The organism is Stutzerimonas sp. FeSN7 (assembly GCF_030263795.1).
Lineage (GTDB): Bacteria > Pseudomonadota > Gammaproteobacteria > Pseudomonadales > Pseudomonadaceae > Stutzerimonas > Stutzerimonas stutzeri.
Genome location: NZ_JARPMN010000001.1, coordinates 3,004,136 through 3,026,124 on the forward strand (window position 1 = coordinate 3,004,136; position 21,989 = coordinate 3,026,124).

22 protein-coding genes are annotated in these 21,989 nt (G+C 61.8%); 7 read left to right on the plus strand and 15 right to left on the minus strand.

What is annotated here, in order from left to right; translation table 11 throughout:
• Positions 1 to 58: 58 nt before the first annotated feature.
• The 5 genes from minD (at position 59) to P5703_RS14095 (ending at position 3,750) form a co-directional block, all read left to right on the plus strand.
• Positions 59 to 874, plus strand: coding sequence for a septum site-determining protein MinD (gene minD, locus P5703_RS14075; RefSeq protein ID WP_013982251.1), 816 nt, complete (start codon positions 59 to 61; stop codon positions 872 to 874).
• Positions 871 to 1,128 carry a cell division topological specificity factor MinE gene (gene minE / locus P5703_RS14080; RefSeq protein WP_003301267.1) on the plus strand — a complete coding sequence of 86 codons (258 nt, stop codon included), beginning with the start codon at positions 871 to 873 and terminating at the stop codon, positions 1,126 to 1,128. The genes minD and minE overlap by 4 nt, the downstream gene beginning before the upstream one ends.
• Before the next feature lie 60 nt (positions 1,129 to 1,188).
• The gene (locus P5703_RS14085) at positions 1,189 to 1,824 is read left to right on the plus strand and encodes an RluA family pseudouridine synthase (protein WP_014596215.1); all 636 of its coding nucleotides are present in this window, start codon (positions 1,189 to 1,191) and stop codon (positions 1,822 to 1,824) included.
• Positions 1,824 to 2,393, plus strand: a complete 570-nt coding sequence (locus P5703_RS14090; protein ID WP_285587553.1) for a class I SAM-dependent methyltransferase — start codon at positions 1,824 to 1,826, stop codon at positions 2,391 to 2,393. Before P5703_RS14085 ends, P5703_RS14090 begins: the two co-directional genes overlap by 1 nt.
• Positions 2,394 to 2,460: 67 nt before the next feature.
• The gene (locus P5703_RS14095) at positions 2,461 to 3,750 is read left to right on the plus strand and encodes a M18 family aminopeptidase (protein WP_014596213.1); all 1,290 of its coding nucleotides are present in this window, start codon (positions 2,461 to 2,463) and stop codon (positions 3,748 to 3,750) included.
• Between the two features lie 46 nt (positions 3,751 to 3,796).
• Here the strand turns inward: P5703_RS14095 and P5703_RS14100 are convergent, their stop codons facing one another.
• Positions 3,797 to 4,759 carry an NAD(P)H-quinone oxidoreductase gene (locus P5703_RS14100; RefSeq protein WP_014596212.1) on the minus strand — a complete coding sequence of 321 codons (963 nt, stop codon included), beginning with the start codon at positions 4,757 to 4,759 and terminating at the stop codon, positions 3,797 to 3,799.
• 176 nt (positions 4,760 to 4,935) lie between these two features.
• On the opposite strand from P5703_RS14100, the gene P5703_RS14105 reads away from it, so the two are divergent.
• Entirely contained in the window at positions 4,936 to 7,020 is a 2,085-nt protein-coding gene (locus tag P5703_RS14105) for a carboxy terminal-processing peptidase (RefSeq protein WP_285587558.1), read from the plus strand.
• A 98-nt stretch (positions 7,021 to 7,118) separates the two neighbouring features.
• Positions 7,119 to 8,912, plus strand: coding sequence for a bifunctional diguanylate cyclase/phosphodiesterase (locus P5703_RS14110; protein WP_017244645.1), 1,794 nt, complete (start codon positions 7,119 to 7,121; stop codon positions 8,910 to 8,912).
• Here P5703_RS14110 and P5703_RS14115 read toward each other — a convergent pair.
• The 14 genes from P5703_RS14115 to flgD all read right to left on the minus strand — a co-directional run bounded on the left by P5703_RS14115 (position 8,879) and on the right by flgD (position 21,974).
• Entirely contained in the window at positions 8,879 to 9,346 is a 468-nt protein-coding gene (locus P5703_RS14115; protein WP_014596209.1) for a tetratricopeptide repeat protein, read from the minus strand. The two genes, P5703_RS14110 and P5703_RS14115, sit on opposite strands and share 34 nt — an antisense overlap.
• Positions 9,346 to 9,714 (minus strand): hypothetical protein, encoded by a 369-nt coding sequence (locus P5703_RS14120; RefSeq protein ID WP_013982242.1) that lies wholly within the window; start codon positions 9,712 to 9,714, stop codon positions 9,346 to 9,348. The genes P5703_RS14115 and P5703_RS14120 overlap by 1 nt, the downstream gene beginning before the upstream one ends.
• Complete coding sequence (locus P5703_RS14125; protein ID WP_013982241.1) at positions 9,711 to 10,037, minus strand: helix-turn-helix transcriptional regulator; 327 nt, start codon at positions 10,035 to 10,037, stop codon at positions 9,711 to 9,713. The genes P5703_RS14120 and P5703_RS14125 overlap by 4 nt, the downstream gene beginning before the upstream one ends.
• A gap of 167 nt (positions 10,038 to 10,204) precedes the next feature.
• A complete protein-coding gene (locus P5703_RS14130) occupies positions 10,205 to 10,645 on the minus strand; it encodes a YkvA family protein (protein WP_279639612.1) in 441 nt (146 codons plus the stop codon).
• 376 nt (positions 10,646 to 11,021) lie between these two features.
• Complete coding sequence (locus P5703_RS14135) at positions 11,022 to 11,339, minus strand: ComEA family DNA-binding protein (protein ID WP_014596208.1); 318 nt, start codon at positions 11,337 to 11,339, stop codon at positions 11,022 to 11,024.
• A 121-nt stretch (positions 11,340 to 11,460) separates the two neighbouring features.
• Positions 11,461 to 12,774, minus strand: coding sequence for a flagellar hook-associated protein FlgL (gene flgL, locus P5703_RS14140; RefSeq protein WP_285587573.1), 1,314 nt, complete (start codon positions 12,772 to 12,774; stop codon positions 11,461 to 11,463).
• A gap of 12 nt (positions 12,775 to 12,786) precedes the next feature.
• Entirely contained in the window at positions 12,787 to 14,823 is a 2,037-nt protein-coding gene (gene flgK, locus P5703_RS14145) for a flagellar hook-associated protein FlgK (protein ID WP_285587575.1), read from the minus strand.
• A gap of 3 nt (positions 14,824 to 14,826) precedes the next feature.
• The gene (flgJ, locus tag P5703_RS14150) at positions 14,827 to 16,002 is read right to left on the minus strand and encodes a flagellar assembly peptidoglycan hydrolase FlgJ (RefSeq protein WP_256518921.1); all 1,176 of its coding nucleotides are present in this window, start codon (positions 16,000 to 16,002) and stop codon (positions 14,827 to 14,829) included.
• A gap of 11 nt (positions 16,003 to 16,013) precedes the next feature.
• Positions 16,014 to 17,114: a flagellar basal body P-ring protein FlgI gene (locus tag P5703_RS14155; RefSeq protein WP_256518920.1), complete on the minus strand. Its 1,101-nt coding sequence runs from the start codon at positions 17,112 to 17,114 to the stop codon at positions 16,014 to 16,016.
• Between the two features lie 14 nt (positions 17,115 to 17,128).
• On the minus strand, positions 17,129 to 17,824 hold the full coding sequence (gene flgH, locus P5703_RS14160) for a flagellar basal body L-ring protein FlgH (protein ID WP_013982234.1): 696 nt from the start codon (positions 17,822 to 17,824) through the stop codon (positions 17,129 to 17,131).
• A gap of 81 nt (positions 17,825 to 17,905) precedes the next feature.
• Entirely contained in the window at positions 17,906 to 18,691 is a 786-nt protein-coding gene (flgG, locus tag P5703_RS14165) for a flagellar basal-body rod protein FlgG (RefSeq protein ID WP_014596204.1), read from the minus strand.
• A 35-nt stretch (positions 18,692 to 18,726) separates the two neighbouring features.
• Positions 18,727 to 19,467 (minus strand): flagellar basal-body rod protein FlgF, encoded by a 741-nt coding sequence (flgF, locus tag P5703_RS14170; protein WP_279641689.1) that lies wholly within the window; start codon positions 19,465 to 19,467, stop codon positions 18,727 to 18,729.
• A 197-nt stretch (positions 19,468 to 19,664) separates the two neighbouring features.
• Positions 19,665 to 21,260 carry a flagellar hook protein FlgE gene (locus tag P5703_RS14175; RefSeq protein WP_279641690.1) on the minus strand — a complete coding sequence of 532 codons (1,596 nt, stop codon included), beginning with the start codon at positions 21,258 to 21,260 and terminating at the stop codon, positions 19,665 to 19,667.
• A 30-nt stretch (positions 21,261 to 21,290) separates the two neighbouring features.
• Positions 21,291 to 21,974 carry a flagellar hook assembly protein FlgD gene (gene flgD, locus P5703_RS14180; protein WP_017244651.1) on the minus strand — a complete coding sequence of 228 codons (684 nt, stop codon included), beginning with the start codon at positions 21,972 to 21,974 and terminating at the stop codon, positions 21,291 to 21,293.
• Between the last annotated feature and the right edge of the window lie 15 nt (positions 21,975 to 21,989).

Consider the following 21,989-nt stretch of genomic DNA (forward strand, 5'->3'; position numbering starts at 1 on the left):
CCTGACGCCAAAACCGGGCGGAAGGTCCCGATTTTTTCAATTTTTAGGGTGAATCACCTTGGCCAAGATCATCGTAGTCACTTCCGGCAAAGGTGGCGTTGGTAAAACCACCACCAGCGCCGCCATCGGTACCGGCCTCGCTCTGCGCGGCCACAAGACTGTCATCGTCGACTTCGATGTCGGTCTGCGGAACCTCGACTTGATCATGGGCTGCGAACGCCGGGTGGTTTACGACTTCGTCAACGTCATCAATGGCGATGCCACCCTGACCCAGTCCCTGATCAAGGACAAGCGTCTGGAGAACCTCTACGTGCTGGCTGCCAGCCAGACGCGCGACAAGGACGCCCTCACCCAGGAAGGCGTCGGCAAGGTGATCGACGAGCTGGGCAAGAACTTCGAATACGTCATCTGCGATTCCCCGGCGGGCATCGAGAAAGGTGCGCATCTGGCCATGTACTTCGCCGACGAAGCCATCGTCGTGACCAACCCGGAAGTCTCCTCGGTACGCGACTCCGACCGCATGCTCGGCCTGCTGGCCAGCAAGTCGCGTCGCGCCGAAAACGGCGAAGAGCCGATCAAGGAACACCTACTACTGACCCGCTACAACCCTGAGCGCGTCACCAAGGGCGAAATGCTCGGCGTCGAAGACGTCGAGGAAATCCTCTCCATCCGCCTGCTGGGCGTGATCCCCGAGTCGCAGGCTGTGCTCAAGGCGTCCAACCAGGGCATCCCGGTGATCCTCGATGACCAGAGCGACGCCGGTCAGGCCTACAGCGACGCGGTGGATCGCCTGCTGGGCAAGGAAGTGGCGCACCGCTTTCTCGACGTCAAGAAGCCTGGCTTCCTGCAACGACTTTTCGGAGGCCGCGAATGAACCTCTTCGACTTCTTCCGTGAACGCAAGAAGAAGGAAACACCGGCCGCCATTGCCAAGGAACGCCTGCAGATCATCGTCGCCCACGAACGCGGCCAGCGCACCGAGCCGGACTACCTGCCGGCATTGCAGAAGGAGCTGGTCGAGGTGATCCGCAAGTACGTCAACATCGACAGCGATCAGGTTCAGGTCGCCCTCGAGGATCAGGGCAGCTGCTCGATTCTCGAACTGAACATCACCCTGCCGGATCGCTGAGCGGCACGGCGTGCAGAAGCGGCGGCCCACGGGTCGCCGTCTTCGTTTGTGGGAAGAACAATGCCTCTTAGCAACATCCAGATCATTCACCAGGACGCCGCCCTGCTGGTGATCAACAAGCCGACCCTGCTGCTCTCCGTGCCAGGACGGGCCGAAGACAATCGTGACTGTCTGGTGACCCGCCTGCAGGAGAACGGCTACCCCGAAGCCCGCATCGTGCACCGCCTGGACTGGGAGACCTCGGGGCTCATCGTGCTCGCCCGCGACGCCGATACGCACCGCGAGCTGTCCCGTCAGTTTCATGACCGCGAAACGGAAAAGGCCTATACCGCGCTGTGCTGGGGCCAGCCGGAGCAGGACAGTGGCAGCATCGACCTGCCGCTGCGTTACGACCCGCCGACCAAGCCACGGCATGTGGTCGATCACGAACTGGGCAAGCATGCGCTGACCTTCTGGCGCGTACTCGAACGCTGCGGCGACTACAGCCGCGTCGAACTGACCCCCATCACCGGGCGCTCTCATCAACTGCGGGTGCACATGCTGTCGATCGGTCACCCGTTGCTCGGCGACCGGCTTTACGCGCATGAACAGGCGCTGCACGCGCATGAGCGGCTGTGCCTGCACGCCAGTATGCTTACCCTGACTCATCCGCAGACAGGCGAGCGCCTGCGCTTCGAGTGTCCCGCGCCATTCTGATGGAGCGATTTCTTCAGGCGACCCGCGGCGCCCCCGAACACCCCAGCCTGCGCAAGGCGCTCAACCTCTGGAAAGCGCCTCCCGGAACCGCGCTTGACCTGGGCTGCGGCGCAGGTCGCGACAGCCTGGCGCTGCTGCGCGATGGCTGGAGCGTGGTCGCACTCGATCAGTCCAGCCCCGCGCTCGATGCGCTGCGGGCACAGGTGGACACCGGTGTGCATAAGCTCACCACGCTCTGCGAGCCATTCGAGAGTGGTGCTCCCCTTCCCACCGTCGAGCTGGTTAATGCCAGTTTCGCTTTACCGTTCTGCAAACCGGAGGCATTCACGAGTCTCTGGACGCGCATCATGGAGTGCCTGCGCAGGGGTGGCCTGTTCAGCGGTCACTTTTTCGGGCTTCGTGACAGCTGGGCGGGGCGCAACCTCACCTGTCATCGTTATGAGCAGCTTCTGGAGTTGTTCGAAGACTGGGAGCTGCTGGAGCTCAACGAGATCGAGTTCGACGGCAAGACGGCGACCGGCCAGGACAAGCACTGGCATCTGTTCGAGGCCATCGCTCGGCGCAGTTGAGGCCGTGGGAATGCAGCCATGCCATGCGATGGGATAGACTTCGTGACCTTGCAGTCCGGAGTCCGAAATGCGCAAAGCTCTCAACCAAGGCCTGATCGAGTACCTGCAGGCATCGCCCACCCCGTTCCATGCCACCCAGAATCTCGCCCAGGCACTGCAGGCGGCCGGCTACCGTGCGCTGGATGAGCGCGAGGTCTGGCACACCGAACCTGGTGGACGCTACTACGTCACCCGTAACGATTCGGCCATCGTGGCGTTTCAGCTGGGCAGCAAATCGCTGGTCGAGCACGGCCTGCGTCTGGTCGGAGCCCACACCGACAGCCCCTGTCTGCGTGTGAAGCCACAGCCGGAACTGCAGCGCCAGGGGTTCTGGCAAGTAGGAGTCGAAGTCTACGGCGGCGCCCTGCTGGCCCCCTGGTTCGACCGCGATCTGTCCCTGGCCGGACGGGTGACCTACAGCCGGGATGGTCGCATCGAGAGCCAGCTGATCGATTTCAAGCTGCCGATCGCAACGATCCCCAACCTTGCGATTCACCTCAACCGGGAAGCCAATCAGGGTTGGGCGATCAACGCGCAGAACGAACTACCGCCGATCCTCGCGCAGATTGCCAGCCAGGAAAGCCCGGACTTCCGTGCACTGCTCGCCGATCAGCTCGGCCGTGAGCATGGGCTGGTCGCCGATGTGGTGCTGGATTTCGAACTGAGTTTCTACGACACCCAGAGCGCCGCGGTCATCGGCCTGCATGGAGATTTCATCGCAGGGGCTCGGCTGGACAACCTGCTGTCGTGCTTTGCCGGCTTGCAGGCCCTGCTCGCTGCCGAGCGCGAACATACCTGCGTGCTGGTCTGCACCGACCACGAGGAAGTCGGCTCTACCTCCATGTGCGGCGCGGACGGCCCGTTCCTGGAGCAGGTACTGCGTCGCCTGCTGCCGGACGAAGACGACTTCCAGCGTGCGGTCAGCCATTCGCTGCTGATCTCCGCGGACAACGCCCACGCCGTTCACCCGAACTATGCGGACAAGCACGACGGCAACCACGGTCCGAAGCTCAACGCCGGCCCGGTGATCAAGGTGAACAACAACCAGCGCTATGCCACCAGCAGCGAAACCGCCGGCTTCTTCCGCCATCTCTGTCTGGAAAACGAGGTGCCGGTGCAGAGCTTCGTCACTCGTAGCGACATGGGCTGTGGCTCGACGATCGGCCCGATCACCGCCAGCCAGCTGGGCGTGCGCACCGTCGACATCGGCCTGCCGACCTTCGCCATGCATTCGATTCGCGAGCTGGCCGGCAGCCAGGACCTGGCCCATCTGGTCAAGGTGCTGACCGCCTTCTACGCGAGCAACCAGCTGCCCTGAGCTGTCCCGGCCGGCCCGCGATCGCCGCGAGCCTGCCGGAGGCCCGTCAGGACAGCGAGCTGTCGATCACCAGGGCCAGCTTGCCGGACACGGTATTGCTGGCCAGAGCCTCGAACGCGGCCTCGACATCGCCGATGGCGAAGGTGCGCTCCAGCCGCGGCGACAGCTTGCCCTGGGTGAACAGCGGCCAGACCTTCTCCTCCATCTCTGCCAGCAGGCCGGCCTTGTAGTCGGCGTCGCGGCTGCGCAGGGTGGAGCCGATCAACTGGATACGCTTGGCCAGCAGCCCCGCCAGGTCCATCTCGGCCTTGCGGCCGCCCATCAGGCCGATCATCACCCAGCGACCGTCCATCGCCAGCAGCTGCAGATTGAGCGCGGCGTACTTGGCGCCGACCGGATCGAGGATCATGTCGAACGGCCCGAAGTCACGCAGCGCTTCCAGCGAGTCGCCACGCAGCACACCACCCTGTGCGCCCAGTGACTCGCAATAAGCCAGACGCTCGGCCGAGCCGACGCTGACCCAGCAGGGATTGCCGAACGCCTTGCACAACTGGATGGCCGCCGAGCCGACACCGCTGGCACCGGCATGCAGCAGCACCTTGTCGCCGGCCAGCAACGCGCCGAGGCGGTAGAGATTGAGCCAGGCGGTGGCGTATACCTCGGGAATCGCAGCCGCTTCGTGCAGCGACATGCCTTCCGGCACCGGCAGCACGTGGCGGGCATCGACCACCACTTCCTCGGCCATGCCGCCTCCGGCCAACAAGGTGCAGACGCGGTCGCCCACCTTCCAGCGGCTGCGTCCGTTCACCTCGGCGATCACGCCGGCACACTCCAGGCCAAGGATGTCGGTCACGCCTGCGGGCGGCGGGTAATGGCCGGCGCGCTGCAGCAGATCCGCCCGGTTCAGCCCAGCGGCCGCCACCTGGATGCGGACCTCCCCTTCGCCACATGCGGGAGCGGGCCGCTCGGCCCACTCCAGATGCCCCTCGATACCTTGCAATGCCTTCATGCTGCCTCCATAGTGGTTCTTATCTATGTCCACCCAACTGATCGCTCGCTGGCCTCTTCTGACCACCCTGTACCATCGGGCTCGTGCTTTCCACCGCCGGACGGAAAAACCGAACCGGCGCCTACTTTAGATGGCCTAATATGCGTTATTCCCTTGCCTTACGTCGCCCCCAAGCCATGAAACGTACGCTGACCTGCACCGTTCTCGCCGTCCTGTTCGGCCTTCACGCATCCCTGGCGATGGCCAAAGCGGTCAGCACGCCGGAGAACTGGGACTACCTGCAACCCGATCGTGATCAGGTGATCGCCAGCCTCAACGTCGTCGAGCTGCTCAAGCGCCATCACTACAACAAGCCGCCGCTGAACGACGCGCGTTCGGCGAAGATCTTCGACAGCTATATCAAGATGCTCGACCCTGCGCGCAGCTACTTCCTGGCATCCGACATCGAAGAATTCGGCAAGTGGCGCAACCAGTTCGATGATTTCCTCAAAGGCGGCAACCTCGAACCCGGCTTCGCCATCTACAAGCGGCACCTCGAGCGGCTGCAGAACCGCCTCAACTTTGCTCTGGGCCTGCTCGGCAAGGGCGTCGACAGCTTCGATTTCACCGTCGATGAAGAGCTGCTGGTCGACCGCGAGAAAGCCGCCTGGGCCAAGGACATGGCCGAGCTCGACGACCTCTGGCGCAAGCGCGTCAAGGACGAGGTCCTGCGCCTGAAGATTGCAGGCAAGGAGCCCAAGGCCATCGAGGAGCTGCTGACCAAACGCTACAAGAACCAGCTGGCGCGCCTCAACCAGACTCGCGGCGAAGACGTGTTCCAGACCTACATCAATGCGTTCGCCCAGTCCTACGATCCGCACACCCAGTACCTCTCGCCGGACAATGCCGAGAACTTCGACATCAACATGAGCCTGTCGCTGGAAGGTATCGGCGCGGTGCTGCAGAGCGACAACGAGCACGTCAAGATCGTACGCCTGGTGCCGGCCGGCCCGGCAGAAAAGAGCAAGCAGCTGGCACCGGCCGACAAGATCATCGGCGTCGGCCAGGCCAACGACGAAATGGTCGACGTGATCGGCTGGCGCCTGGATGAGGTGGTCAAGCTCATCCGCGGTCCAAAGGGCTCGGTGGTCCGCCTCGAAGTCATCCCGGCGAGCAATGCACCGAACGACCAGAGCAGCAAGGTGGTGGCCATCACCCGTGAGGCGGTCAAGCTCGAGGAGCAGGCCGCCAAGAAGTCGGTGCTGAACCTCGCGCATCAGGGCCAGAACTTCAAGCTTGGCGTGATCGAGATTCCGGCGTTCTACCTCGACTTCAAGGCCCTGCGTGCCGGCGACCAGAACTACAAGAGCACCACCCGCGATGTGAAGAAGCTGCTATCCGAACTGGAAGCGGAAAAGGTCGACGGCGTAGTCATCGACTTGCGCAACAACGGCGGCGGCTCGCTGCAGGAAGCCACCGAACTCACCGGCCTGTTCATCGACCAGGGCCCGACGGTGCTGGTGCGCAACAGCGACGGCCGTGTCGACGTGCTGGCCGACGAGCAGACCGGCGCATTCTACAAAGGCCCGCTGGCGGTGCTGGTGAACAGGCTGTCGGCCTCCGCCTCGGAAATCTTCGCCGGCGCCATGCAGGACTATCATCGCGCGCTCATCCTTGGCGGCCAGACCTTTGGCAAGGGTACCGTGCAGACCATCCAACCCCTCAACCATGGCGAGCTGAAGCTGACCCTGGCCAAGTTCTACCGCGTTTCCGGGCAGAGCACACAGCACCAGGGCGTGATTCCGGACATCGCTTACCCGGCCGATGTCGACACCAAGGAGATTGGCGAAAGCGCCCTGCCCGAAGCGCTGCCGTGGGACAGCATCCGCGCTGCGATCAATCCCGACATGAACCCCTTCAAACCCTTCCTGGCCGAACTCAAGGCTCGCCATGAGGCGCGCACCGGCGAGAACCCGGACTTCGTCTTCACCCGCGACCGCCTGGCGCTCGCCCAGGAGCTGATGCACGAAACCACCGTCAGCCTCAACGAAGAGAAACGCCGTGCTCAGCAGGCGGATATCGAGAAGCGTCAGCTAGCGCTGGAAAACGCGCTGCGGCTGGCGAAGGGTGAACAGCCGCTGGCCAAGCTGGAGAAGGACGACGAAACCACGCCGCATCAGGAGGTGGACAAACCGAAACCAGAGGACGATGCCTACCTGTCCGAAAGCGGTCGCATCCTGCTGGACTATCTCGGCCTCAGCTCGGCAATGGCCAAGCACTGAAGGGCGCGCAACCCGCGATGTCATCAAACTGACATCACGGTGACGTGAAATGAAGGGGCCGCAATGCGGCCCCTTTTCTTTCAGCCCAGAGTCCTCCCATGACAGTCACCGAGCAGTTGAGCACGCTGGGACAGATCCTTGCTCACGGCGACATCACCACCCTGTTCCAACCCATCGTGTCGCTCTCCGAGCGACGAATACTCGGTTACGAAGCGCTCAGTCGCGGACCGTCCAACAGCCCCCTGCACTCGCCGATCAACCTGCTTACCACGGCCCGTCATGCCGGCCGCCTCAACGAGCTGGAAATGACCTGTCGCGAAACGGCGTGCCGGCGATACAGTCAGGGCGCGCTACGCGGCAAACTATTCCTCAACGCCTCGCCAGAGACCCTGCTCGATGCCACGCACAAGCCCGGGCGGACGCTCGAGCTGCTCCAGGCCTATGGCATCTCCGCCGATGAGGTCGTCATCGAACTTACCGAACAGGCCCCGGCAGATGACCTCGAGCTGCTCGACAAAGCGCTTCACCATTACCGCTCGATGGGTTTCAGCATCGCCCTGGATGATCTCGGCGCCGGCTATTCGAGCCTGCGTCTGTGGTCGGAGCTGCGTCCCGACTATGTGAAGATCGACCGCTACTTCATAGACGGCATCCATCTCGACCCGGTGAAGCGCGAGTTCGTCGAATCGATCCTGAAGATCGCCCGCGCTTCACGAGCCCAGGTTATCGCCGAAGGCATCGAACTGCAGGAGGAGCTGGTCGTGCTCGCCAGCATGGGCATCGACCTGGTTCAGGGCTACCTGCTCGGACGTCCGATGGAGCTGCCGCCTCAGAATATCGACGAAGTGCTGCCCCAGTCGGAAGTGCAGACGGCCTTCGGCGAGGAAACCGGCAACCTCAGCGCCCTGCTCATCCAGCAACCGGCCATGTCGGCCGATCGCCCGGTTGCGGAGATGCTGGAAGCGTTTCGCCTGCAGCCCAACCTGAACTCGATTGCGGTTCTCGATACCGATGCCAGACCCGTTGGCGTCATCCACCGCAATCTCATCTCGGAGGCGCTGCTCAAGCCGTACGCCACCGACCTGCTGGCGCGCAAACCCCTGAGCCGCCTGATGAGCACGGACTTCCTTGCCGTTGAGCTCGACCAGTCACTGCAGCAGGTAAGCCGACTGCTGACCAGCCGAGCCCGCCAGCGCATCGAGGAGGATTTTGTCATCACACAGGCTGGGCGCTATCACGGCCTCGGTCGGGTCATCGATGTGCTGAGGCTGATAACCGAACTGAAAATCCAGCAGGCGCGTCATGCCAACCCGCTCACCTTGTTACCTGGCAACGTGCCTATCCAGCAATGCCTGACGCGCCTGCTGCTGCAACGGCGCCAGGCGCTGGTCTGCTATGTGGATATCGACAACTTCAAACCCTTCAACGACCTCTACGGCTATGCCAAGGGTGACGAGGTCCTGCTGTGCCTGGCGCAATGCCTGAACGAACGGGTCGATCCGCGGGTGGACTTTGTCGGCCATATAGGTGGCGATGACTTCATGCTGGTTCTGGGTGGACAGGACGGTCTGCAGCGAATCGATCAGCTGCAACATGAGTTTCTACGCCGCAGCAGAACCTTCTACCAACGCGAGCACCTGGAATCGGGAGGTTTCGTCTCTGCCAACCGAGACGGGCGGGAGCAGCGCTTTGCCCTCCTGTCGCTGTCGATTGGGATCGTCGATGTACGACCGGAACACACCGACCGGCTGGACGCTGGAAGGCTTGCCGCCCTGGCATCGGAGGCCAAACGGCAAGCCAAGCAGACGTTCGGCCCGAGCGTGCATGTCCTGGATGCGGACAGTACGTCGAAGGATGCTCACAATCCGAGCTGTGCTGCCTTCTCCTTGTAGCGGTCGGCCTGACGAGTGTCGGCAGCCAGACCATGCCCCCCGGCCCGATAGAGCTGCTCGAGGCGAACTGCCGCCAGCGGGTGCCCCGCTTCGGCGGCCTGAGCCCACCATCGCGCCGCTTCGCTGCCATCAGGGCCGTGGGAGGCATCCTCGCTCAGGCTGATGACACCCATCTGGTACGCGGCCTTCACATCACCGGCCGTTGCCGCGAGCCGCAGCAGGCGAACCCCTTCACGCTTGGCGCCATGACCAAGGCCACGAAAATAGAGGATATGCCCGTAGAAACACTGGGCCTCGACATCGCCTTGTGCCGCCATGCGCGCGAACTGCCCCTCCATCCAGCGCCAGAGTTTCGGTTGCTGGACCGCACGATGCGACTTCATCAGTTTGCGCGCTGTGAAGTACCCGAGCCTGGCACGCAGCCTTCCCAACATCAGACATCCTCCGGATAGTCGAATTCGAACACCCGAGCCACCTCGCCGGCATGCCACGATGCGGCTGCGGCGCCATCGACCGGACCGGAGAACCGTCCGAGCCGGGCGGCGCATTCGAAGAAACCGGTTCGCGGCAGACGGCTGGCGCCCTGGCTGATGACCAGCGCACTACGCAATGGGCGCTCCGAGCGGGCGTCCAGAGCGGCCAGGTATTCCAGTGCCGCGGTCAGGGTTTGCATCGCCGGCGTGGGCAGCTGAAGGCGCTCGATTAGCGCTCGGTAGGTCACCAGGTGCCGCTGCCGCCGCGCATCATCCAGTTCGCCGAGCAATGCCTGCCAGTGCTGGCGGCTGATGGATACCGACGTCAAGCGTCGCCCTCCCAGCCATCGATCTCTAATGCGCGGGCCAGTGCCCGGCGAATGGCCGCATCGGGAACCCGCTCGCCCGCCTCGATCAGTGCGAGATAGGCGGGACTGATCCCGACCGAGCGCGCCAGCGTGTCCTGGCTGAGTCCCTTGCCCTCACGAAGCGAAGACAATTCGGTAAGCGCCGATAGCCGCTGCGTGTCCGGGCTGGAAACCGTAGCCGAGGAAGATGGTGCGCCTACGGCGGCAAGCAGAGCCTGGTACTCGTCCCATGGCAGTACGGCGTATTCCGGCGAGCCGTCACGCATGATGACCTGTACGTTCATCCGTCTATTTCCCCTGGCTTCTCGATCAGAGGCGGAATCTTAACAGCCCTCGCGGCTCGTTGAAGCCACCTGCCTGCAGGAGGCAAAAGCGAATCGGGATCGACGCCGCAAATGTCCGAATGCTGCCGACCAACGGGCGTACCCCCATAGCCGCTGCATCGGCCTGATCATCCGCCAGCCCGGGGCTCGTCAAGTTGCGGGAGCTCTTTCAGGGCGGCCTGGCGCTCGGCCGTCTGCGTCTGCTTCCAGGCTCTGAACGCATCCAGTTCAGCCGACCACTTACGCATCACCCAGCCCAGAACAGCGAGATCGTCCACAAATCCCAGCCCGGGAATCCAATCGGGAATCGCATCCAATGGTGAGAGGAAATAGAGCAGGCCGGCGACCACCGCTACCAGCGCGTTGGGGCTGATGGCCCGATACTCGCCGCGCCACCAGGCAACACACAGCGCCTGTAGCAGCGACAGGTCCTCGCGAAGCCCCTTTATCAGCCCACGCTTGGATGATGACTTGCGGGCCACGGCGAGAAGCAGAGCGGGGATTCTTCCGTGCTTGATCAGACGCCGCGCCAGCGGCAAATAGCGCAGCAAATTCCAGGGAGCTTTCATCAGACACCTCCAGCCAGCGCCATCCGTGACCTCGGCTACGTTATCCACCGAACCTGTGGATAACCTTGTGAACAGTTTCTGGATGACCGCCGCTAACGCCCGTGCCACGGGGGTGGCGAACAGATCGGTGTTTTTTTACTCAGCTCATGATTCCCTTTTAAATCAATGATTTACAAAATGCCACAAAAGCAATGTACAAATGAGGGAGCAGAATGAATGGGGCTATTTCGAATGTGCATAACCGCGGAATGTCAATGCCTTTCAAGCTCTTTGACTGGCCATTGCACAGGGTGTTCGGTGTGGCAGGCGGGCGACTATCTGGGCAGCCGATCAAGCCACGACGGGGCCGCCCATTGCGAACGGCCCGGTCTTTCAATCACTGAACGCTGAGTTGACTCCGCAATTTTTCCAGAGTGGCCGAGCCGATCCCTTTTACCTCGAGCAGCTCATCGACCGAACTGAACGGTCCATGCTCTTCCCGGTAGTCGATGATGGCCTTGGCCTTGGTTGCACCGATGCCTTTCAGCTCGCGAGTAAGCGTAGCGGCGTCGGCGGTATTGAGGTTCACTGGCGCTTGCGCCACGGCTGCCGCCGGGGCGGTCGGAGTCGGTTGGGCTTGGCTGGCGGCGTAGCTGCCGAACGAAAAGCTGGAAAGTACGGCAAAAGCCGCTGCGGCAATAAAAGCGTTGCGCATGAGCATGCTCCTTATGCGATTGGGGAGTTCTGCGGGACATCCTGCTCCGCGTCAGCCAATCTAGCCGCCTACCCACCGATGTCAAAACGAGGTCGTTTTTTTGCGAACCTCGTCAAACCTCTCAGCGCATCGCGTTGAACAGGTTCAGGCCGCTGATCTTGACGTAGCTCTGCTGAGCCGCCTCGAGGAGAATGGTCTGAAACGACAGCCTGGACAGGGCCTCGGCGTAATCCAGCTCACGCAGCTCGGCTTGGACAGCCTTGTTCACCAACGCGACATCTTCGTTGTCGGTCTGAGTCGTTTCGATCACATTGAGGCGAGCACCGATGTTACCGCGAGCAGCATCGACGCTGACCATGCCGTGGTCGAGATTGGTCAGGGCTACCGCGACGGCGTCACGGACGCCGTTCCCGTTGGAGCCAGGGTTCTCGAGTGCGGAACGAAGGTTTGCGATGGTGTCGAGAATGCCTTGTTTGCTCTGCACCGTCGCGTTGGGGTCGCGAAGAACACTTCCGTCCGTATCAAGGCCTGAAATGCTGCCAGGTACTATCGCAACCCTGTCTCCTTCAGCCGGAGTCCCGTCAAGGTGTACCGTAACGCCGCGAAAAACCAATTTATCGCTTTTCTTGGGATCGTTATCCATCGACAAATCATCTTTTAAAACAACGTCGTCAGCAGGATCAAGTGCCCTGGGCAAGCGATAAATTACGTACTTTCCGTCAGCTTGGAATTCGAGCTCAATGCCCTCTGGCGGAAACGGTTCGGCTCCTGAAAAAGCCACCTCATCACTTACTAGCGGCGCAGAGACAACTAGGGTGCTCGTCACTGGCGCGCTCGCGTTAAACACTGGAGCGGTTGTTAAACGCCCGGCATTAGTGATGTTCTGGAAAATTGACTTACCGTTGTCACTGATGGGGATATTGAGCGAACTAGCGATCTGCAGCTTCCGCTGCCCCTCGTCGCCCTGGTAGCTATAGCTGCCGGCACCATCTCGCACGAATGGCTGTGTCTTGCCCTGAAAGCCCGAAAAGAGGTACTCGCCGCGAGCGTTGCGTGTGTTCATCAAGGACAGCAGTTCATCTTCGCGCTCGCGCAGTTCGGCAGCGATGGATTTCCGATCCTCGGCGCTCAGACCACCGTTGCCCGCCTGTACGGCAAGCTCACGTACACGCTGCAACACGGTATTGACCGAGTTGAGAGTGACTTCTTCCTGGGTCAGGCTGTTCTTCGCCGCGGTCAGGTTGGCATTGTATTGACTCAGCACGTTCTGCTGCTGGTCCAGCTGCAGCAGGCGCACCGACGCTACCGGGTCATCTGCTGGTGTCAGGATGCGGTTGCCGGTACTGATCTGTTCCTGGGTACGGGTCGCGTTGGCGTAGTTGCGCTGCAGTCCGGCGACGCCGTTATTGAATGCTTGCACGGTAGAAATGCGCATAGGTCGGGCCTGTTACCTGAAGGAGCTGATCAACGTATCGAACAAGGAGCGGGCAACTTGAATGATCTGGGCCGAGGCGTTGTAGTACTGCTCGAACTTGATCAGGTTTGCCGCTTCCTCATCCAGGTTTACAGCCGATAGCGAATCGCGGTTATCAGTGGCCTGCTTGAGAATCGCGCCAGTCGCTTCGCTGTCCATTCGCGACTGGGCGGTCAAGGTGCCGACACGCTCGACCAGTTCGCCGTAGCCGTCGGTGAAGCTGAAGCCCGAGCCAGCCATACCTGGGGTCACGCCGACGGTCTGCTTTGTTTGCAGGTCGACCAACTTCAAGGCGTTGCGGTTGTCGGAGACGCCGCTCTGGTTGAAACCCATCGTAAATTTGTCGCCATCCTTAGGTGTGCCGCTCAGCGAAAACTCAAACTGGTAACCGGCGCCTTCAATGATCAACGAATTCCGCTGCCCTGGCGTGACGGTTGCAGTCGGTGAAAAAGTAATTGTCGGTGGCGTAGTATTGTCGTTAACGCTCCGGAACTGCGCCGAACCACCGGTAATCGTGACGGTGTTTGGATCTGTGAACGTGACCGTGGTCCCTGCGCTACCAAATAAACCCTGCAGCGCTGCAAAGCTGATTGGCGAAGGTCCCGACAGCAGGTCTGGCTGGCCAACTATCCCGGTGCCTGCGTTCTTAAGCTCCGCTCCCGATCTCACCGGCGCGGCGAAGGCCAGCTGGTCGGCCTGATCCAGCGTCGCCTTGATATCAGAAGCGCCACGCCGGGTCGGCTGCAGGCTGAACTTGTCGCCAGGCGCCGGCGGCGGATTGCCCAGCACGATCTGAAAGCCCTGATCGCGGCCATTCATGTCAGTGATCGACAAAGTACCCGCCGGATTCTCCGTAGCCGTCATCAGCTGGTTATCGCTCAGCCGCCGTATCTTGTAGCTGCTACCGTCATACTCCATCAGGTAGTCGCTGGTGCTGAGCTGACTGGTATTGGTGATGTTCAGGACCGGTTGTGCATTGCTGTTGCCAGCAAACGCATTGACACGCAACCTGGCCAGCGCCGGGTCGTTGTAGTTACCAAACAGTGCCGAACCGACCTGTCCCTTGAGATCCAGCCCCTGCCCCAGCTGCGTATTGACCTGGTCGCTCACGGCGAGTGCCAGGCGGCCCAGGGAGTTCATGGTGGAATCCAGCACTTCCTCGCGATAGCGAATCAGCCCGCCCAGCTCGCCGCCGGTGATCTGCGACGTGATGCCCTGCCGCGAGCCGCCGCTGATGAACTGCACTTCATGCCGGTTGGGGTCACCCTGCCCTGGCACGACTTCGAGACGCGCCACCGTGCTGCCGACAACCAGCGGCTGGCCGCTGCCGATGAAGATGTTGAAGCTCTTGTCGTCTTGCGGAACGACAGTCACGCCGATGTAGCCCGACAACTGGCGAACCGCCTCGTCACGAGCGTCGAGCAGATCGTTGGGCTGCTTACCATTTGCCGCGGCGATGGCGATCGCTTCGTTCAGGCTGCCAATGCTGCCTGCCAGCCGGTTTACCTGATCGGTGACAGCGGACATCTGCTTGTTGGTGAAATTGTTCTGCTCGGAGAGCCGGTCATAGACCGTGTTGAAACGCCGCGCCAGACCCTCTGCTTCAGCCAGAACCAACTGACGTGCAGGGATATTCGCCGGGTCCTCGGCAGCAGTTTGCAGGGCCGAGAAGAACTTCTGCAGCGAGGGCGTGATGCCGGTGGTTGTGCCTGCCAGCAATGAATCGAGCTGATTGATCTGGCTCTTGTAGGCCTCCACATCCGCGCTCAACGATGTACTACTACGCAGCTGGCTGGTGAGGAATTCGCTATAGCTGCGGCGAACTTCCACCAGTGTGGTCCCCGAGCCGATATAGCCGGCGCCACTGAACTGCGGCGAGCGGGTAGCCTGGGTTGCGTCCTGCCGGCTATAGCCAGGCGTGTTGACGTTGGTGATGTTGTGGCCGGTGATGGACAGCTGGGTCTTGCTGGCGGCCAGGCCGGAAAGGCCAATGCTCAATAGGTCAGCCATGATTTAGCCTCTGGTCCGCATCGCGGGCACCGAATTCGCGTCGGCAACGGTCTGATAGGTCTGCATCTTGCGCGCGATCTGGGTGATCTTGCGGGCGTACTGGGGATCGGTGGCGTAGCCGGCTTTCTGCAGTTCCTTGACGAAACGCTCCGAATCACCCGTGTTGCTCGCGACCTGGATAGCGGTCCGATAGCGGTCGTTGTTCTCCAGCAGGCTGACAAAATCATCGAAGCTCTGCTCGAACGAGTCGTACGCGCGGAACCCCGCCTTCTCGCGGGTTGCCTTGCCGTTGACGTACTCGGTGGTCATTACGGTGGCAGAGGCGCCTTTCCAGCCAGTTGCCTTGATGCCGAACAGGTTGTGGCTGTTGCTGCCATCGGCCTGGCGGATCATGGACTTGCCCCAGCCGGTTTCCAGCGCGGCTTGTGCTACCAGAAATCGCGGTTCGATACCCAGGCGCTCGGCTGCCTTCTCGGCCATCGGCAACATGGTCGTAATGAACTCTTCGGAAGAACTGAAGCGCGTCTTGCTCGGTGAATTGGGCGCGCTCTTCTCCACGCCATTGACCGTCAATGGCCGGTCTTTCGGCGGAACGAACGCCGTGGCGGGCTTCCAGTCGACATTGACCAGCGGCTGCGCGCCTTCGCCGGTTGTCGTCGGCGCGGTAGCCGATACGTTGGCCAGCTGGCGATCGCTCGCCTTGCCCGGCAGAGCCAGTCGACGCTGATTGAGCAGGCGCGAGTCATCCCGGCCGGACTCGACCGCAGCCGCCGCCGGCTTGCTCGGCCAGGCCGCGCCCTCGGTTCGTGCGACCTGAGCGAACGGGTTGTTGCGGGTCACCGTCTCGGTCTGCTTGCTCAGCTGGCGCACGAGTACGTCAGCAAGCCCGATGCCGCCGCCCTCCTTCGAGAGGCTGACCGACAGTTGCTGGTCGTACATGTCCTGGTACTGCTTGGTCGCCTGGCTGTTCAGCGGGTTGTCCTTGGCCAGCACCTCGGTAGCCGAGCGCATCGACTTGAGCATCTCGTTGAGGAACAACGACTCGAATTCCTGCGCAACCTTGCGCACGTTCTCCTCGCCATCGCGGTCTTTGCCGACCTTGAGCTGGCTGAGACGATTGAGGTCGGTATAGCTGCCGCTATCGAGACCGCGTGCCCCGCTGCCGAGTCGGTTTTCCATGTCGCTAATCCTTAGATCACGATCAGATCGGCTTGCAGCGCGCCGGCCTGCTTCAACGCTTCGAGAATGGCCATCAGGTCGCTGGGCGCAGCGCCCACCTGATTCACCGCCCGGACGATTTCATCCAGCGTGGTGCCCGGGCCGAACTTGAACATCGGCTTGGCTTCCTGCTCGGCTTTGACCTTCGAGTTGGGCACGACCACTGTCTGCCCGTCCGAGAAGGGTTCCGGCTGGCTGACCTGCGGCTCCTCGGTGATGGTCACGGTCAGACTGCCATGGGTGACGGCGGCAGGCTGAACCCGCACGTTCTGGCCAATGACGATGGTGCCGGTACGCGAGTTGATGATGACCTTGGCCACCGCCTGGCCGACCTCGACCTCGAGGTTCTCCAGAATCGACAGGTAATCTACCCGCTGACTCGGATCCAGCGGCGCAGTTACGCTGATCGAACCGCCATCCAGCGCCTGAGCCACGCCCGGGCCGAGCAGGTCATTGATCTGATCGACGATGTTCTTCGCCGTGGTGAAATCCGGGCGATTGAGGTTCAGCGTGAGCGTATTGCCCTGATTGAAGCCACTCGGCACCGGTCGCTCGACCGTGGCACCACCGGGGATGCGTCCAGCCGACGGCGAATTGACGGTAATGCGCGATCCATCGGCGCCACTGGCGTCAAAGCCGCCGACAACCAGGTTGCCCTGAGCAACGGCATAGACGTTGCCATCGATCCCCTTCAGGGGCGCCATCAGCAGGCTGCCGCCGCGCAGACTCTTGGCATTACCGATGGACGATACGGTGATGTCGATGGTCTGCCCCGGCTTGGCGAAGGGTGGCAGCTCGGCATGAATCGACACCGCGGCGACGTTCTTCAACTGGATATTGCCGCCGGCCGGCACCTTGATGCCGAACTGCGCCAGCATGTTGTTGAAGGTTTGCACGGTGAACGGCGTTTGGGTGGTTTGGTCACCGCTGCCATTCAGGCCAACGACCAGGCCATAGCCGATCAGCTGGTTGCTGCGCACACCGTGAATGGTCGCGACATCCTTCAGCCGCTCGGCCTGAGCAGCGCTGCAGAGCATGAGTGAACCCGCGAGTAGAAGCAGTTTTTTCCACATGGCATCAGCTCCGGTCAGAAGGGCCACATCGGGCTCATGAAGAAACGGTCGAGCCAGCCCGGCTGGCTGGCATCGGCAAAGGCGCCGGTGCCCGAGTAGGTGATGCGCGCATCGGCAATACGGGTGGACGGCACGGTGTTGTCGGTGGAGATATCGTCCGCGCGAACCAGACCTGCGATACGCACCAGTTCGTCACCGGTATTGAGCGTCATCCACTTCTCGCCGCGCACGGCAAGGATGCCGTTAGGCAGCACTTCGGAAACGGTAACAGTAATGGAGCCGGACAGGCTGTTGCTCTGCCCTGCCTGGCCAGAGCCGGAGGTGTCGCGCGACGCCTCGTACTCGGCTCCCAGGTTCATCGAGTTGCCGGTCAGAGGGTTGGCCATGGACACCGCGCCGCCAAACAGCGAGCCGAGACCTATGTTCGCGCTGCTGTCCTTCGAGAGTTTCGACGTCGCGTTCTTGCTGGCCTGGGTCCGCTCGTTGAGGGTAATGGTGATGATGTCACCAACCCGATGAGCCTTGCGGTCGTCGTAGAGGTTGGTTTCAAAGCCCGCCTGGTAGATCGCGCCATTGTTCTGCGCAGCCGGCAACGGCGTGCGTGGCAGCACCGGCGCGTAGTACGGATCGTTCGGTTTCGGCGCAGGAGCAACACATCCGACCAGCGCCAGGGCAGAAGACATCGAAACAACAATCAACAAACGGCTCATAAACACCTCAAGCCATGACAGGCCATCGAAACTACAGCGGGGGGACGTGGTGCCTACCCGCAAACAACGGCAAACCCGCGATCAGAGCTGCTGCGTCACGAACGACAGCATCTGGTCCGCGGTGGAAATGACCTTGGAATTCATCTCGTAGGCGCGCTGAGTGGTGATCATGTTCACCAGCTCCTCAACGACGCTGACGTTGGAGTTTTCCAGGGTGTTCTGCAGCACGGTGCCCAGACCATTGAGCCCCGGCGTGCTGACCTGCGGCGCGCCGCTGGCAGCGGTCTCGAGGAACAGGTTGCTGCCCATGGCTTGCAGACCGGCCGGGTTGATGAAGTCGGCGGTCTGGATGTTGCCGATGATCTGCGGCTGCGGATTGCCCACGGTGGTCACCGAGACGGTGCCGTCCTCACCAACGGTGAAGGTCTGGGTTTCCGGCGGAACAACGATGGCGGGCTCCAGCGCATAGCCATTGGAGGTCACCAGCTGGCCATCGGAACTCAGATGGAAACTACCGTCTCGGGTGTAGGACACGGTGCCATCGGGCAGCAGCACCTGGAAGAAACCACGCCCATTGATGGCCATGTCCAGCGGCTGCTCAGTGGTTTGCAGGCTGCCGGTGGTGAAGATTTTCTGCGTACCGGTGATGCGTACACCGGTACCCAGCTGCAGGCCGGACGGCAGTTCGCTGTCCTGGCTGGACTGGCCGCCGGGCTGACGACGGATTTGATAGAGCAGATCCTGGAACTCGGCACGGTCGCGCTTGAAGCCGGTCGTGGAAACGTTGGCCAGGTTGTTGGAAATGGTCGTCAGGTTCATGTCCTGAGCGGACAGACCCGTCTTGCTGACCCAAAGTGCTGGAAGCATGAGCTTTCTCCTCGTGCGCCGCCGGCGCTACGCTATTAGCTGAGTTGCAGTACGCGCGCCATGGCAGCCGCATCATCTTCGGCGGTGCGCATCATCTTTACGTGCAGTTCGAACTGGCGGGACAGCGCCAGGATGGAAGTCATTTCGGAAACCGCGTTCACGTTGCTCGTTTCGAGAAAGCCCGACACGACCCGTACGTTCCCGTCCGCCTCTACCGGCTGGCCACTCTTGAGTCGGATCAGGCCATCGGTTCCCTTTTCCAGCTGTTGCGGATCGGGATTGACCAGCTTGATGCGGTCCACGGTAACCACGATGTTCGGATCCTCACCCAAGGCGCGGATGCTGATGGTGCCGTCATGGCCGACATCCACCTTTTCCTCGGGCGGAATGGCGATCGGCCCGCCATTGCCCATCACCGGCATGCCATCGGCGGTGCGCAACATGCCCAGCACGTCAATATTCAGGCTGCCGGTACGGACATAAGCCTCGCTCCCATCCGGAGCCTGCACGGCGATCCAGCCCTGCCCTTCGACGGCCACATCCAGATCCCGACCGGTCTCCTGCAAGGTCCCCGGAGTAAAATCTGTGCCCGGACGCTCCGACATCGCATAGACGCGCGCCGGATGGCTGTCGCCGAAAACCTGCATCGCGCGGGCCTGCTCGAAGTCACGGCGAAAACCGGTAGTGGAAATGTTCGCCAGATTGTTGGCATGAGCCTGCTGGGCCCGCGCGTTCTGGCTGGCACCGGTCATGGCCACGTAGAGCATCTTGTCCATCGACTTCTCCGAGACGCGAGTTTGACACTTGCGATTCTGTTGATGACGAAAATGCAAGGCGCGTGCCACAGGCCCAGCTGGAGTCCAAGGCACTGAAATGAAACGGTTTCCTGGAAAAGAAGAAGGCCCTGACGGGCCTTCTTTCAAGAGAGCGGCGGAATACTGCCGTCAGCGGCAACGCGCATTGCCGCTCATGCTCAGCGCAGGTTGATGATGGTCTGGGTGATCGCGCTTTCGGTTTCGATGGTCTTGGCGTTGGCCTGATAGTTGCGTTGGGCAACGATCAGGTTGACCAGCTGGTCCGACAGTTCGACGTTGGAATCCTCCAGCGCGCCAGCCTGCAGCGCGCCCAGGGTGCCGGAACCCGGCGTGCCGACCACCGGCTCGCCCGACTCGAAGGATTGCACCCACTGCGTCTTGCCCACCGGGGTCAACCCCTGCACGTTGGCGAAGTTGGCGAGGATGATCTGACCCTGCACCTTGGACTGACCGTTGGTGTAACGCGCGAAGACTACACCACTATCGTCGATTTCCAGGCTCGCCAGCTCGCCAGTGGTGTAACCATCCTGGGCCACGCTGTTGACCGCGAAGGAACTGGCGAACTGGGATGATTTGGAGAAATCGAACACAATCCCGTCCGGGTTGGCCAGCGCGCCATTGGCCGACCAGGTCGCAGGCGTGCCTCCATCGGAAATCGCCGGCACCCAGCCGTTCGGATTGGTCGCACTGGCGCTGTTCAGGGTGACCTTGAGGTCAGGTCCGACCGAGAAGGGACCGGACTCGGGGTTCGCGATACCGGTCAGGGCGCCGGACGAGTTGAACGTCAGGCCCATGACATAGGGCTGCGGCGGTTCCTGGCCAGGGTTGGCCGGGTTGCGACCGTCGATCAGCACCTTCATGTCCCAGCTGTTGGCTCCGGTCTTGACGAAATACTGCGTCAGGACGTGAGCGTTGCCCTGCGAGTCATAAACGCTCACCGAGGTGGAGTTGTTGTAGGTGGTCGGATCGGTCGGGTTGAAAGTGGCATCGGCTGCCTCACGCGCCGCAGTTACCGTGGCTGGCAATGCCGCTGCCGCGTTACCGGCCGTCGTGCCGACCGCCTGCGCGAGAGGCGCGGCATAGGCCTGGGCAGCTGCGATCTCTTCAGCTATTGCCGTGGCAGGATCGATGCCTTCGTTCGCGTAGTATTCGGCCGTGCGGGTTGCCAGCTCAGTGTCGTACGCGGGGGTGTAGGCCGCCTGGTAAGCCTCGTCGACAATTCCGTCATAAGTCGTCTGCCAGGTAACCGGCGACTTCAGCGTGGAGTTCAGGTTGAACGCGGTATTGATCTGGCTGGTCGCCTTCGGCTCCTGGTTGGTGGTCTGGATCTGAAGATCACCCACCACACCGTTCTGCAGGTTGCCGTTGCCATCCACCGGGAAGCCCTGCAGCTTGTAGCCGAAGTTGTCGACCAGGAAGCCTTCGCGGTCGGTGCCGAAGTAACCGGCGCGGGTATAGCTCACCGCCCCGTTGTTGCTGACCTGGAAGAAGCCGTTGCCGTTGATCGCCAGGTCCAGCGCATTCTGCGTGTAGTTGATGTTGCCCTGGTTGAACTGCTGGGAAATGTTGGACATCAGCACGCCGCTGCCCTGCGGGTTCTTGCCCGTGCCGAGGACGGACGCCGCGTAGACGTCGGAAAACTCCGCGCGCGATTGCTTGAAGCCCACGGTGCCGGCGTTGGCGATGTTGTTACCAGTAACGTTGAGGTCCTTGCTCGCGGCACGCAGGCCGCTCAGACCGATATTGAAGGACATGGAATTACTCCTTTGCCGAGGTGCCGGCGGTTATTGTCCGATGATCTGGACCTGGGAGAGGCCGATGCTGCCGATACCGGCAAGGTTGAGCATCAGCTCCCCGCCGTTCTGCCCAAGCGTGACGCTGTCGACGTTCGCCGGCAGCAAGGTGTAAAGCCCTTTGGTTTCGCCCTGATAGGTAGCCTGCGCCTCGAAGCGATAGGTACCAGGCGGCAAGACATTGCCACTGGCATCTTTGCCATCCCACATGAAGGACACGTTGCCGGCTTGCTGCTGGCCCATGTTCACGCGCGCGACCGAAGCACCCGTGCTGTCGTAGATATTCACGAAGACGTTGCTGCTGGAGGTCGGCAATACCAGGCTCGCCTTGAAGGTTTCGCTGGTATCGACAACTGCCTTGTCAGTCGGCACGATGACCTTGCGCCCTACCAGCGACGAGGCCTGCAGCGCCTGGGACGATTGGTAGCCGGACAGGATCGTCTGCATGCTCGAGTTGAGCTTCTCGACGCCTTCCACGGTGCTGAACTGCGCCAGCTGACCGATGAACTCGCCGTTTTCCTGCGGCTCCAGCGGGTTCTGGTTGTTCAACTGGGCCACCAGCAACTCAAGAAACTCGTTCTTGCCGAGGTCGTTACCCTTGGCTTCGCGCTTTTCGCCGAACTGGTACTGATCCAGTATCGAGCCGGTTCCACCGACGCCGTTCGTAGTGCTCATAATTGCGCTCTCGTA